Below are 14,901 nucleotides of genomic sequence, written 5' to 3' on the forward strand. Positions count from 1 at the left end.
ATCAAAAATGAATAGTTAAAATGAAAAGATATAAATATACAGGTTTTACCCTATTGATGTTAAGTTTAATATTGTCTTGCGGAAATGAGACAAAAAACAAAATAGCTAAAGACGAAAAAGAGGCTGAAGAGTCGCAATTGCCTAACATTGTATTCATCCTTTCAGATGACCAATCATGGACCGATTACAGTTTTATGGGAGATGAAAATATTGAAACACCAAGGCTAGATAAATTTGCTTCAGAAAGTCTAACATTCACCAGAGGTTATGTGCCAACATCTTTGTGTTCACCATCCTTAGCAACCATAATCACAGGAATGTATCCAAAAGACCATGGCATCCTTGGAAACGATGTGGTTTATGAAAGGACTAAAGATAAAGCTGTTAAGAGAAAGAATAGAACTGAGGCCTATAAGCACATGATTCCTCATTTTGAGAAATTAACTACACTACCAGATATATTAAAAAGTAAGGGTTATTTATCGTTTCAAACAGGTAAATGGTGGCATGGTAATCATAAAGTTGGTGGATTTGATTATGGTATGACCCATGGGGACCCAAATCGTGGAGGTCGTCATGGTGATTATGGACTAGAAATTGGACGAAAAGGCATGGATACTTTAACAAGTTATGTCGATTTAGCCATTAAAGAAAAAAAGCCATTCTTTTTATGGTATGCACCTTTTTTACCGCATTCACCACATACGCCACCAAAACGTTTGCTAGATAAATATCTTCCAAAAGCACCTACTGAATATGTTGCAAAGTATTGGGCAATGTGCGAATGGTTTGATCAAACTTGTGGCGAATTATTTGATATTATTGAAGAAAAAGGGTTGACCGAAAACACCCTTTTTGTTTATGTGTGTGATAATGGTTGGGTGCAAAATTTAAATGATAGCAAGTATAATGAAATATCCAAACGCTCGCCTTACGACTTGGGAATGCGCACACCAATTATGTATAAATGGGCAGGAGAAATTAAGCCAAAGATGGATACGACAACCGTTGTAAGTAGTATTGATATGGTGCCAACAGTTCTAGATATTTTGAATATTGATAAACCTAAAAACTTACCAGGCATCAATGTTTTAGATGAAGAAGCGCTTAATAATAGAGAAGAGATTTTTGGAGAAATCTATGCACACGATTTTACGACTATAGAGTCTAGTTTGTTTTACACTATAGCAATTGCGCCACCTTATAAATTGATTGTGCCAGATGTGGTTAGAAAGCCAAAGGAAAAAATACAATTATTTAATATTGATGAAGACCCTTTTGAGAAACAAAATATTGCGAGCAGTAATCCTGAATTGGTCGAAAAACTGAACAAGAAAATTGAAGCATTTAGAACAGAATAGTAATTGGTAATTATGAAAAACATACGCTTCATATTTTTGATACTACTGATGTTTTCATGTAAAAATGAAAAAGTCGCAGAGCCTAAAGAAGACGTTTCTAAACCTAATATCTTGTTTATTTCTGTTGATGACTTAAACAACTGGATTAGTCCAATTGCTAATTTTTCAAATGCTAAAACACCAAATTTCGATAGGTTGGCAGCTATGGGAGTGACGTTCACTAACGCACATGTTCAGGCGCCATTGTGTGGCCCATCACGAGCCTCTATAATGACAGGTTTGCGTCCATCTACCACAGGAATTTATGGTATGACACCAGATAATAAAATCCGAAGAGCAGGAAGCCCAGCCACAAAAGACATTACATTTCTTCCAGAGTATTTTGAGCAAAATGGCTATCATACGATGGGTATTGGTAAATTATTTCATGTACATGCACCAGATAGTATGTTTAATGAATCTGGAGGACGCGTAAAAGGTTTCGGACCACATCCTAAAAAGCGTTTTGTTTGGGACGGTAGAGGTAAAGGTATTAAAGGCATTCATGGAAGAACAAACACTGATTGGGGTGCTTTTCCTGAGAACGATTCCTTAATGCCAGACCATCAATCTGTAAATTGGGTTGTGGAGCGGTTAAACAGAACATACGATAAACCATTTTTTATGGGACTTGGATTTCTTCGTGTTCATGTGCCATTGTATGTGCCTCAAAAATGGTTTGATATGCATCCTTTGGAAAGTATAGAAACACCGCCATATTTGGCAGACGATTTAAATGATATTCCGCCTGTAGGAATGCAAATTAATGATTTACCAATGATGCCATCAACAGAATGGGCAAAAGAAAGCGGAGAATGGAAAAAAATTATACAAGCCTATTTAGCCTGTATGAGTTATGTAGATTATGAGCTAGGTCGAGTTCTAGATGCTTTAGAAAGCAGTAAATATGCAGATAATACAATGATTGTATTATGGTCAGACCATGGTTATCGTTTGGGTGAAAAAGGCACTTTTGCAAAACATGCGCTTTGGGAAACTGCTACTAAAGCACCATTACTATTTGCAGGTCCTAATTTACCTAAAGGGAAAAAAATAGAAACACCAGTAGAAATGCTTTCCATTTATCCAACACTTTTGGAATTAAGTGGATTGCCAGCCTATTCTAAAAATGAAGGTGTAAGTTTAGTGGGTATGATGAAAAAAAATGAAGGCTTGAATAATAGTTATGCCATTACAACCTTTGGGATGAACAATCACGCCATTAAAAAAGATGGGTTTAGGTATATTCAATACGAAGATGGAGCTCAAGAATTTTACGACCACAGTACAGACCCTAATGAATGGAATAATGAAGCAGATAACCCTATATACGCGCAAAAAATTAAAGAGTTAAAAGCGCTATTGCCTAAAGTGAATTCAAAATGGGATTCGGAATCCAATTATACATTTCAGCCTTATTTTGTAGAGCAAAAAATGCGAGTTAATGGAACTGAATAAAAATCAGTGGATATCATTGGAGCTGATAGGGAACTCTTATATATTTCTTCTAAAATGATAATGAATCGTTTTTGGAAACAGAGCAGGATAGTTAGCGTAATTAATATAATTATCTTACGTCAGATTTTCTAGTGATTTTTTTAATTTAAAAACATAGCAGATGTTTTCTCTAAAAAAACTTGTTCTAGTATTATGTGTTTTTAGTTTTTACAACTTAAGCGCACAAGTAACTTTATCAACAGATTTTACAGATGAAGTTAATGAGCGCGCACCTTTACATAATATTTGGTCTATAGCTAATAGAATTAGTCCCCAAAATGGTTCAAATGTACGTCCAGGACTTAAAATGAATACCGTTAGAATGATTGGCGGAATCAATAAAATTGTAAATGGAGTACGAATGAAAGATTTAGATTTTGATACCTGTTTATATGATTCTATTAATAATCAATACGTTTATAGATTTGAGCCACTGATAGCAAGGTTAGATAATATTATTAATTCTCAAACAGAAATACATCAAATTGTCTTAGATCAACCGCCTTGGGCGTTTCAACACGGCTATACGTTTATACCAGAAGGGACTATAGATTATGTTAATTTTCGAGAGAACGAACAAATATCTATTTACGGTAATTCTTTACCTCCTGCAGATCAAGTGGCATACCATGATTATATAGTAGCATTGATGACCGAGTTAGTTGCAAACTATGGAGAAGAAATGGTGTTGTCTTGGCGTTTTAGAGTTGGTTCTGAAATCGAAACACCAAACCATTGGTATGGTACCAAACAAGATTTTATAGAACATTTTGAAAATACAGAAAATGCAGTAAGGTCAGTTTTACCAGATGCAATTATTGGTTTACATACAAGAGCTCCAGATTTTCTCTATCAAAATGGCACTGTGCTAAATTACAAAGGAGAGCCTTTTGCGTCTTTTGCTGAGGATTTAATAGAATATTGTTTTGATAATAATGTGCAATATGATTTTTGGGGAGTATCAGATTACGTCGTTTTAGGTAATGGCAATTTACGTAATATGAGTATTAAGTATAATAAACTATTTGCAGATTTAATAAATCATCCAGAATGGAACGCCAATGCAACCATTGATTTAATGGAGTATGCAACAGTAACCACAATGAATGGTGCTGATGGCAATGGGTTTATTAATGCAGAAACATCGCATGCAGAAATTGTAGAATTATATTTTTCTAATATTTTTTATGAAAACAAAGGCAATGGCCTAGATTTAGTATATAGATGGGGAAATAGAACAGGTTCACAAGATCCTCCAGGCATTAGTATTTTAAATTCTATGAATGGTAAAGTGCATTATACAACAGATATTTCTGGTACACCAGAAACTTCAACAAATGATGTTGATGCTATTTTCGCAAAAAATGATGGCGCTACAGAATATGATGTTTTAGTATATAATTATAATAACAATGCTTTAAACTATATAGATAATGAAGCCGTAAATGTGTCTTTTACGTCCGAATTACCAGAAGGTACAACCTTGTATTATAGAAGTATTTCTTATGATAAAACCAATAATAAACTTCAGAATTTCTTAGAAGAAAATTCTGGACTAGGCTATGTAATGAGTGGATTTGATGATAAAGGTGATCCAGAAAGAATTTTAACTGAAGCCGGTTTAGCTGCATATGAAGCTTATGAAAATCCAAACCCACACCAGTATAGTGATTGGGAAAGTATAGTCACTACTGCACGAACTGATGGTGAACCTGGTTCTATTATTAGTTTAGATACTGAAATTGCCTCTTTTGCTTTTGAAAAAATCGAATTTAGGACTAATTCTAATTTAGTAACGGTATTAAATACACCACAATATATATGGACAACAAACGAAGATTTTCAGCAATTTGCCACATCCCAAATGGCTTCTACCATAGCTGGGGGTATTATTAATATGTCTATTACGGGTAATTATCCAAACCTTATTTATGATACTTCATTTAACGTTGATAATTTTGATAGGTTTAAAATTGTGCTTAAAAATGAAACTGATAGCGATAAGTTTTGGTTTGTTTGGTATATAGATGGTGTGAAACATCAGCGTCGTATTCGTCCAGGAATTAATGAAACTTCCTTTAATACCTACATTATAGATTTAAGTGTAGATGCAGATTGGAATGGAACCATTGATTCTTTTAATGTTGAGGTTGCAAATTTGTCAAGTTTGGGAGGTACTGTAGAAATTGATAGTATGGAGTTAATGCTAAAAGTTGGAATTGAAGAGCATTCCATAACTACTAATATTATTGAAGGCTTTGGTGTAGTTTCTCCTTCTGGCGGAACAGTTTTTACAGGTAATGAAGTTACGTTTAATACTTATCCTGATGCAGGTTGGGAGTTTCAAGGTTGGTCTGGTGATATTGTGAGTACTGAAAACCCATTAACAATAATCGTAACATCAGATTTAGATATAGCAGCCACATTTGTGCAAGATGGGTTGTCTGTAGATGAAAATAATTTAGACAATGCTTTTACTATCTTCCCTAATCCAAGTTCTAATGGCGTATTTACAATAAAAAGTAATACAACAGCGCATTGGGAAGTGTATAGCCTAACTGGAGTTAAAGTTCTGTCTGGAAAAGAAAAGACAATAGATATCTCTAATTTTTCACATGGAATGTATATTCTGAAATTAAATAATTCTTACAAAAAAGTACTGTATAACTAAGAGCGTTTGACCATTAGAAGATTCGTTAGTATGAAGATCTTTTCAAAGATTTCAATGTTTGTTTTTTTAGCAATTCTTTTTTTAAGTTGCAATACATCATCTACACAAAAAAAAAATAATGATGATCAAAAACCAAATATCATCTTCTATCTAGCAGATGATCAAGATGTTTACGATTATGGTTGTTATGGTAACGAAAAAGTAAATACTTCTGCTGTAGATCTATTGGCAGAAGAAGGCATGCGCTTTACAAATGCATTTACTGCACAAGCGATTTGCGCGCCTAGTCGATCTCAAATTTTCACAGGACAATATCCGCTTAAAAATGGTTGTTTTGCAAATCATACGGCTACAAAACCGGACATTAAAAGTGTGACAGAACACATGAAAAGTTTAGGTTATGAAGTCGTTTTAGCTGGAAAAAGTCATGTAAAGCCAAATAGCGTATATCAATGGGACAAGGAATGGGAACCAGTGCCAAAAGAAAACGTACCAAGAGAATACATTCCATTGGATAGTATTGAAAATTATTTCAAAACGGCTAAAAAACCGTTTTGCATGTTCATTACATCTAAATATCCGCACGGAAAATATTTTGACGTCAAAAATCTAAATGCTGAAGACCTTAAGTTTTATCCGTTTAATGCTCATAAAAAAAGCGATAAAGCTTATGTTAAAAGTAGGGCAGGCTACTATCGAAGCATCGCGGAAGACAATACGCAGCTAGAAAACGTTTTAAAATTTGTCGACACCCATTTAGATAAAAACACACTGTTTATATACAGTGCGGATCACGGTGTTTCAGGTAAGTTTACCGTAAAAGATATTGGTTTAAGAGTACCATTTGTGGCGCGTTGGCCAGAAGTTATAAAAGCAGGTTCAACGTCAAATCAATTAATTCATTATACGGATGTCTTACCAACTTTTTTAGAGGTTGCAGGTGGTAAGACAACCCAAGATATGGATGGTAAAAGTATGTTGCCTTTGCTTAAAGGGAAAGATGATGAAATCAACACTTATGTTTATGGTGTAAGAACCAATCAAAACATTTTAAATTCTGAAATTTTCCCATCTCGCATGATTCGAGATAAGCGATTTAAATACATCAGAAACTTTAATTCAATTGAAGTGGTTGATAAAAATTTAACAGGAAAGCCAAATGTGGATTTCTTTATAAAACGTGGTGCGGAGAAATTTAAAAACGAACCGTTTGAGGAATTATATGATGTGGAGAATGACCCATTTGAGGAAAAAAATTTAGCTCAAAATCCAGAACTACAAGCTGTTAAAGAACAAATGAAACAAGATTTATTTGTTTGGATGAAAGCCCAAGGAGATATTTTAGATGATTCCGTGGGAAATATGCCTATCATAACACCTAAGGGAAAAAAAGGGTTTAAACTAGACCAAGACACACCTAGACGCAAAATTCCCGATTCCTTAAAAGACACCTTGAAAAAAGACGATTATATTGTAATTGAACATTGGTAAAAAACATCATAAAATGAATAAATTCTTCAGGTACATATTTGGTTTAGTAATCCTTTTCATGTCATGCAAAAATGAAAAAGAGAAAACCGTTGAGAAACAAGACCAAAAACCAATGAATATCTTGTTTATTGCTGTAGATGATTTAAGGCCTGAACTTAATCTTTATGGTGTTAATCATATCAAATCGCCAAATCTAGATAAATTGGCAGATGAAAGTTTAGTATTTGATCGCGCCTATTGTAATATTCCTGTATGCGGTGCTTCAAGGGCGAGTTTGCTTACAGGTTTGCGTCCGACAAGACATCGTTTTATAAATTACAGTACAAGGGCAGATAAAGATGCACCTCAGGCAGTTTCATTGCCTAATTTTTTCAAGCAAAATGGATATACTACGATTTCTAACGGAAAGATATATCATAAAAGAAATGATGACAGTTTAGCTTGGGATAATATTTGGTTCCCAAAAGGAAATATTCGCAACTATCAATTGGAAAAAAATAGAATTGATAATGGCGATGCAAATTTAGCTGTTGCAGGAGCTGCTGCATTTGAAATGGCAGATGTTGATGATACGGCCTATTTTGATGGCAAAATAGCCCAAAAAGGAATAGCAGATTTAAAAATGCTGAAAAACAAGAACGAGCCTTTCTTTTTAGCTTTAGGTTTTATGAAACCGCACTTACCATTTAATGCGCCAAAAAAATATTGGGATTTATACGATAGGGCAAAAATTGAATTGCCAGAAAGTTATGTACAGCCCAAAAGTACACCTAAGCAAGCCTTTCACAATTTTGGTGAGTTACGCAATTATGGTAATATCCCTAAAAAAGGAGATCTTCCAAAAGATTTAGCTAAAGAATTGATTCACGGTTATTATGCTTGTGTCAGTTATATAGATGCACAAATTGGTTTGGTGTTAGGCGAATTAAAACGCTTAGAGTTAGAAGATGATACCATAGTTGTTTTATGGGGAGACCATGGCTGGAATTTAGGAGACCATAAATTATGGTCTAAACATTCCACATTCGAGACCGCTTTAAAAACACCTTTAATCTTAAAGGTACCAGGTAAAACCAAAGGACAAAAAACAAATGCCATAACTGAATATGTGGATATCTATCCAAGTTTAGTGGAACTTGCTGGTTTAGATGTGCCAAAAAATATTGAAGGACATAGCTTTGCGCCAATTCTAAATGGAGAAACACCAGAAAAAGACTGGGCAGTCAGTAAATTCAAGGATGCTGTAACCTTGATTAAAGGCAACTTATTTTATACCGAATGGACTAAAGACGATGGAATAGCCTATGCGCGAATGTTGTTTGATCATAAGACCGACCCATTAGAACTCGACAATTTGGCTGAAAAACCGGAGTATCAAGAAACCGTAAATGAACTTGCTAAAGAGTTGCGAGTAAAATGGGGAAAAGATTTTTTAAAATAAAAGGTTGAATAGTGAAAAGTGTATCAAATTATATAGGTCTTCTAATCCTTTTCTTAGCCTTAATTAGTTGTAAAAACGAAGAAAAGAAGATTACTACTAAAAAAGAAACACGACCGAATATCATATATGTATATGTAGACCAAATGAGCGCTAATATGATGAGTAATGCTGGTAATACCTATTTAAAAACACCAGCATTAGATTATATCGCAAATAACGGTATTTGTTTTACAAGAGCCTATACTACCAATCCTGTGTGTTCACCGGCAAGAGTGAGTTTAATGACAGGTCGCTTTCCAGGTTATTTCAAAGATGATAAAGGCAACGAGATTCGAGAAAATAGAGGATCAATGAAAATCCCAACAGTTTCTCAAGAAGTGCAAAATACAACCATTGCTTATTACTTGAAAAAAGCTAATTACGAACTGTATTTTGGTGGTAAAGAACATTTACCAGAATCCTTAACACCAGCCGCACTTGGATTTAATAAATTTAGTGATGACGAAAGAGGTGAACTGGTAAACAAAGCGGCAGATATCATTAAAGAAAAGCATGAAAATCCATATTTCATGGTAGTGTCATTAATAAACCCACATGACATTTGCTACATGGCTTTACGAGAAAAGGCGACTAGTAAAAATGATGCAGTTCTCTTAAAACGTGCAAAAGTTGAATTGGCAGCATTAGGTGAAGCCATGAAAATTCCAGAAGGCGTTAGCGAAGAAGAATTTTATTCAAACTATTGTCCGCCATTGCCCAAAAATTTCGAACCTCAAACCGATGAGCCAAAAGCGGTTAAAAGCTTAATTAATAACAGGCCGTTTCGTAAAAATGCCAGAGAACATTTTACAGAAAACGATTGGAAACATCACAGGTATGCTTACCATCGCCTAACCGAGGTTATGGATAAAGAAGTGCAAGTGCTATTAGATGCCATAAAGAACAGCGGACAAGAGGAGAATACGCTTATAATTTTTTCAAGTGACCATGGTGATATGAGTGCAAGTCATCGTATGGAGCATAAATCGACCTTATATGAAGAATCTGCAAACGTTCCATTTATGGCGATGTGGAAAGGTCATATTCCAAAAGGTCAGGTTAACGAGATGGATTTAATCTCAAACGGACTGGATTTACTTCCAACGGCATGTGATTACGCAAACATAGAAGGGGTTTCTGATGCTCGAGGTAAAAGCCTAAGACCACTTTTTGAAGGTAAAGAAGTATCATGGAGAGAAACGCTTGGTGTGGAAAGCGAAATAGGTAAAATGGTAGTTGATAAATACGGTTTGAAGTATACACGCTATGATGTTGATGGCATTGAAGAACAGTTATTAAACTTAAAGCAAGATCCTTTTGAAACCACACACTTTACTAATGACGCAGAATTTAAAGATGATTTAGAAAGGTTACGGCAAATATACCATACGGAATGGTTTAAGTAACTAGGGCTAAACGAGGTTGTGAAAATGATGTCAATGAAATTTAAATATTTAACCCTAAATATCAGGTTTATAGTAATACTGATACTCATTACTTTTAAAATGAGTAGTCAGACTAAAGAACGCCCTTTTATTTTAGTGACGGCCGAAGAGCGGAATCAAGTTCTTGAAAAAATAGAGACTCAAGATTGGGCAAAAGACATCTTTAAAGAATTAAAAGGAAAAGCAGATGTTCAAGTTAAATCCTTTATTAAAAATCCAAAGACCTATTTAGAAAAGCTACCATTCAATTGGTCCGAAGGTCAAAAAAATAGCTTCCCACCATTTTATAAAACCTATCATGTCGAAAATGGTGTTCAAAAAAATCTTGATAATGCAACAGACGCCGAGAAGAAAAACATGGAGTTATTGATTAAATATCTGCAAGTTGCTTTAGACTGTGGCATGATGTATTATCTAACTCAAGACGAAAAATACGCCTATGTAGCAAGTAGTATTTTATATGCTTTCGCAAAATCAGTTCAAAAATCTCAACTTTCAGATTGGCATGGTCGAGGCGGTTGGTTGTTTCCGTATGATGGTTTTAGAGAAGTACGTGTTTTAGGTTATAAAGTGCCTTTGATTTATGATTTTACGGCGTCTTACCTTAAAAACGGTGGACAAGCATTTGATATCATCAAAAACAAAAAAGTAGATTTTCCTGTAGATGAACTTCAGGATGTATGCAGAACCTATGCAGATATTACCATAAATTATGGACAAACAGGTTCAAATCATTCAGTTTTGGAATCTCCAAGTTTGGTATATAATGCTTTGGCTATGGATGACGAAAAAGAGCGTGAAACATTATTATCCTATTTCCTAACTGAAAACACTGACAATCAAGACGGACTCAACGTCATGTATAAAAAGTATAAAAACAAAGGGGATATTTGGCCCGAGACCTCACAGTATTTAAATCATTCTACCGCGATTTTAGCAAAATTATTATTGGTGGTGAATAAGTATAATCCATCTTTAGAGTTGGGCAAAAAATATCAAAACATATTATTCGCACTGCCAAGGCTCGACTATTTTGTTTTTCCAAATAATGAGATTGTGAGATGGGGAGATGGACATAGAAAAGCACATGCACCATACGAAGCTTATGAAAATGCTTTTGTATTGGCACAAATGGATAGTTTACCAGAGTTGGAAGATAAATTTGCACCGCTCATTAAACGCGCTATGACTAAAGGTAAATACCACAGAAAAAACCTCGAAGCTTTGTTTTGGTACAATAATGATATGAGTGAAGAAGTCGCTAAGATAGATTTACCTAGAACCGATAGAGTATATCATGCAGGTATTGTATTACAACGTAACTTTAGTAGTACAAATGACCCAAAAGATGGCTTAATGGGTTTTGTGGGAGGTGCTCACATGGTTCATGGCCATGCTGAAGGTATGAATATTGAATTGTATGGAGAAGGTCAGGTATTAGGTGTTGACCATGGTAGAAACCGCTATGGAAAAGACCTGCATGAAAATTATTCAAGACTATTTGCTGCCCACAATACGGTTATCGTTAATGGAAGTTCTCAAGGTGAAGGTGGATGGGTCAATCTAGGAATAAACACGGTTCAACTTATTTCTATGGAACCTAAAGTAGGTGAAGAAGCAGTCTCACCATTCCATTCTTTTAGTCAAACCAGTTTCGAAGATAATAAGGGAGATAAAGCAGAAGCAGTTCAAGAGCGTACATTAGCACTCATACGGACATCACCAACCACAGGCTATTATGTAGATGTATTTCGTTCAAAATCAAAGCTTCCAGATGAATATCACGACTATTTATATCATAATATTGGTGATAAATTGGTGTTTGAAACTAAAGATCTGAATTTCAAAAAAACACCAAAGCGCTATATGGCAAATGCCAATGGTAAATGGAGGCATAATAAAGTCTATCGAAACCCTGGATGGCATTTTTTTAAAAATGTAAAATCCTCACAAGCCTATGACAAGGATGTTAAGGCGACATTTACTACAAAAAAGTTAAGTACGGGAAGCGTGTTTATGCAACTTCATATTCCAGGTTTTGAAAATAGGGAATATACCAAAGTAAAAGCGCCTACAACTTTTGAGTCACCAAAACCTTATGACGATTTGCCAACACCAACATTGGTAATTCGTAATAAAGGTGAAGCTTGGAAAAATCCTTTTGTTGTGGTTTTTGAACCTTTTAATGAAAACGAAAAGGCTACAATACAATCCGTTGAAAAATTAGAAGAAAACGGTCTTTATAAAGGATTGAAGATTATTAGTAATACACCGACCGAAAAATTGATTCAATATGTCATTACACAGTCGAAAAATGACATATTTCAAGATGAAGCATTAGGTATTTACTTTCAAGGCACTTTTGCTGTAATTTCTTTGAATGAAAATAAAAGTTTGCATAGCATTTACATTGGAGAAGGAGACAAGCTCATTTATAAAAATGAAATCATACAAACGGATGCCAGTAAAACCTATTACAAGGCCTATTAACCAAAGCTTATGCAGCTAAATAAAATATTGAAATGCTTATCGCTAATCTTAGTCTTTTTATTACTTGTTGGTTGTCAGTCAAAAAAAGAAACAACTTTACTCTTTGTAGGTAGCTTTACGGATAAAAAACCAGGAGAAGGTATCCATGTTTTTGAGTTTAACAATGAAACAGGTGAAGCTTCTTTAAAATTTACGCTAGATAGTGTTACCAATACATCCTTTTTAAAATTATCTAACAATGGTAAGTACTTGTATTCTGTTATGGATAGTCAAATGCCATATCATGGGAAAATAGCCGCCTTTGTTGTGGATTCTATAAATGGAAAACTTGACTTAATAAATATACAAGATTGTGGTGGCTTAAATCCTGCGCATATCGACATCGATAAAACAGGGAAGTTTTTAGCAAGTTCTCAATATTCTGATGGCAGTTTGAGTTTATTCAAAATTAATAAGGATGGAAGTCTTAAACCACATTCTCAAGTTTTAAGATTTAAGGATAGTAGTGTCATTAAAGAAAGACAGGAAGCATCGCATATACATTCTTCAAATTTTTCACCTGATAATGAATTTTTATTTGCCCATGACCTTGGTGCCGATAAAATAAGAGGGTTTAGTTTTAATAGTAATACAAAGGATTCATTACTAAATAATGAAAACCAAATTAAAATGAAACCAGGAAGTGGACCTAGGCATTTTGCGTTTCACCCAAACGGTAAATTTGGATATAGCATTGCCGAATTAAGTGGAAAATTAACAGCTTTCAATTTTCGGAATGGGGATTTGGAATATGTTGAAGATTATCAATCTTATCAAAAGCATCAGAATATTTATAGGGCAGCAGACGTGCATATCTCTCCAGATGGTAAATTTTTATACGCCTCAAATCGTGGCCCAGAAGAAGATAGTATTTCAATATTTTCTATCAATCCAGAAAATGGAACTCTTACTTTAATTGAGCATGAACGAACTTATGGAGAACACCCAAGAAACTTTGCCATAGACCCCTCTGGAGAATTTTTATTGGTTGCGAATCAGTTTACCAATAATATTATAGTCTTTCGACGTGACATTAAAACAGGAAAGCTAAGCAAACTGAATCAGGAGATAGTTGTTAAAAACCCTTCAAGTTTGCAGATGAGAACTTATGACGTTAGTTTATAATTTTGTGGGGTGAGTGTAATGAAGAATCTATTAATGGGAATCTCTTTCAATTAGGTTAAAGGGAACTTTTACGCGACCCTTTTTATTGTTTAAAATCATATCAGCAGTCGTTTCGCCCATGATTTTAAAATCAGTAGATATAACCGTAATTCCTAACAAATCTTTTAATGGTGTATCGTTATAAGAAATGATACCGATATCTTCACCTAATACAAATTCATCTTCTTTAGCCTGTTTCACTAAATTAACCAAGTCAGATTCTTCAATGGTTATAAATAAATCGCCCTTTTTTATAATCATATCGTCAAATACCTTATCAAGAATCTCAAAATCAAGTTTGAATTCTACACAGAATTTTCTAAATCCGTGAAGAATTCTTCTAGGATAAGGGTAGACAGCTTTTTCTGGGTAGACCAACATAATTTTTTTATATCTCTTGATTTTAGAGATACCTTCTTTTAACGCATTGTAAATGTCATTTTCAAAATCCTGATAGATTTCTACATGATTTCCACCCATTTCAGGTTTATAATTATCTAATATGACTAGTTTGTTTTGCGGAAGTTGTTTAATGGCCTTAATGGCTTTATCTGTAAAACTTACGTGCTTCAGATCGTCAGTTTTAAAATGAGGCATAATGACATAATAGTCGTAAGCCGATTTATTTTTATCCAACAAATTTAAAAATAACGATTCGTCACAATGATAGATGATAAGATCTGTATGAGAATTTGCGCCAATGCTATTAATAAAGGAATTGTATGTTCTCAGCTTATAAGAACTTAATTTATTAACCAAAAACAGGATGTTTATTTTGGAAATTAATTTTGTTCGGTTGATGTAATAACCTTTACCACGAATGGCGTTTATGATATTGCGTTCTTTTAAAATGCTGTATGCTTTTTCAACAGTATCTCTAGATAGATAAAATTCTTCACTAAACATGTTTATTGAGGGAATTTTTTGACCCATTGTCAGATTCTCCTCCGAAATATTATGAATAATCGAATCTATAATCTGCTGGTATTTAGGTACCCTAGATTCGTCATCAATATTTATAAATTTCATCATGTCCAAAATAAAACAGAATTTAAAGGTTGAAAGTTTTGTTTAACTAATCACAAATATAGCAAGTTAATAATTCTTTACTATAAAAAGGCCTTTAATGTATTTCAATACAAAAGTATTTTTAGCTCGTAATCCTCTAGATAATATGGGATTTATAACGGCAAGAGTTCTCGCACAAGATGCTTGAAGTTTTGT

At 34.2% G+C, this 14,901-nt stretch carries 9 protein-coding genes; 8 read left to right on the forward strand and 1 reads right to left on the reverse strand.

Annotation, left to right across the window (positions count from 1 at the left end; genetic code table 11):
* Positions 1-20 precede the first annotated feature (20 nt).
* From H7F21_RS06310 to H7F21_RS06345, 8 genes are all read left to right on the forward strand, one after another.
* Complete coding sequence (locus H7F21_RS06310; protein ID WP_185788351.1) at positions 21-1,361, forward strand: sulfatase-like hydrolase/transferase; 1,341 nt, start codon at positions 21-23, stop codon at positions 1,359-1,361.
* A gap of 12 nt (positions 1,362-1,373) precedes the next feature.
* Positions 1,374-2,858, forward strand: a complete 1,485-nt coding sequence (locus tag H7F21_RS06315) for a sulfatase (RefSeq protein WP_185788352.1) — start codon at positions 1,374-1,376, stop codon at positions 2,856-2,858.
* A gap of 160 nt (positions 2,859-3,018) precedes the next feature.
* Entirely contained in the window at positions 3,019-5,568 is a 2,550-nt protein-coding gene (locus H7F21_RS06320) for a T9SS type A sorting domain-containing protein (protein WP_185788353.1), read from the forward strand.
* A 30-nt stretch (positions 5,569-5,598) separates the two neighbouring features.
* Positions 5,599-7,059 (forward strand): sulfatase family protein, encoded by a 1,461-nt coding sequence (locus H7F21_RS06325; RefSeq protein ID WP_185788354.1) that lies wholly within the window; start codon positions 5,599-5,601, stop codon positions 7,057-7,059.
* A 13-nt stretch (positions 7,060-7,072) separates the two neighbouring features.
* A complete protein-coding gene (locus H7F21_RS06330) occupies positions 7,073-8,500 on the forward strand; it encodes a sulfatase (protein ID WP_246431424.1) in 1,428 nt (475 codons plus the stop codon).
* Positions 8,501-8,511: 11 nt separating this feature from the next.
* On the forward strand, positions 8,512-9,945 hold the full coding sequence (locus H7F21_RS06335) for a sulfatase family protein (protein ID WP_343067515.1): 1,434 nt from the start codon (positions 8,512-8,514) through the stop codon (positions 9,943-9,945).
* A gap of 33 nt (positions 9,946-9,978) precedes the next feature.
* Entirely contained in the window at positions 9,979-12,474 is a 2,496-nt protein-coding gene (locus H7F21_RS06340) for an endo-acting ulvan lysase-like protein (RefSeq protein ID WP_185788355.1), read from the forward strand.
* A 9-nt stretch (positions 12,475-12,483) separates the two neighbouring features.
* Positions 12,484-13,638, forward strand: a complete 1,155-nt coding sequence (locus tag H7F21_RS06345; protein ID WP_185788356.1) for a lactonase family protein — start codon at positions 12,484-12,486, stop codon at positions 13,636-13,638.
* 30 nt (positions 13,639-13,668) lie between these two features.
* On the opposite strand, the gene H7F21_RS06350 is transcribed toward H7F21_RS06345, so the two are convergent.
* Positions 13,669-14,709, reverse strand: a complete 1,041-nt coding sequence (locus H7F21_RS06350) for a GntR family transcriptional regulator (RefSeq protein ID WP_185788357.1) — start codon at positions 14,707-14,709, stop codon at positions 13,669-13,671.
* Positions 14,710-14,901 lie beyond the last annotated feature (192 nt).

This window comes from Winogradskyella flava, from assembly GCF_014243395.1.
In the GTDB taxonomy this organism is placed as follows: Bacteria; Bacteroidota; Bacteroidia; order Flavobacteriales; family Flavobacteriaceae; genus Winogradskyella; species Winogradskyella flava.

Bases quoted from the DNA above. Each gene is read 5' to 3' on its own strand.
- H7F21_RS06330 (WP_246431424.1), top strand. From the start codon at position 7,073: ATGAATAAATTCTTCAGGTACATATTTGGTTTAGTAATCCTTTTCATG.
- H7F21_RS06350 (WP_185788357.1), bottom strand. From the start codon at position 14,709: ATGATGAAATTTATAAATATTGATGACGAATCTAGGGTACCTAAATAC.
- H7F21_RS06325 (WP_185788354.1), top strand. From the start codon at position 5,599: ATGAAGATCTTTTCAAAGATTTCAATGTTTGTTTTTTTAGCAATTCTT.
- H7F21_RS06315 (WP_185788352.1), top strand. From the start codon at position 1,374: ATGAAAAACATACGCTTCATATTTTTGATACTACTGATGTTTTCATGT.
- H7F21_RS06345 (WP_185788356.1), top strand. From the start codon at position 12,484: ATGCAGCTAAATAAAATATTGAAATGCTTATCGCTAATCTTAGTCTTT.
- H7F21_RS06320 (WP_185788353.1), top strand. From the start codon at position 3,019: ATGTTTTCTCTAAAAAAACTTGTTCTAGTATTATGTGTTTTTAGTTTT.
- H7F21_RS06340 (WP_185788355.1), top strand. From the start codon at position 9,979: ATGAAATTTAAATATTTAACCCTAAATATCAGGTTTATAGTAATACTG.
- H7F21_RS06310 (WP_185788351.1), top strand. From the start codon at position 21: ATGAAAAGATATAAATATACAGGTTTTACCCTATTGATGTTAAGTTTA.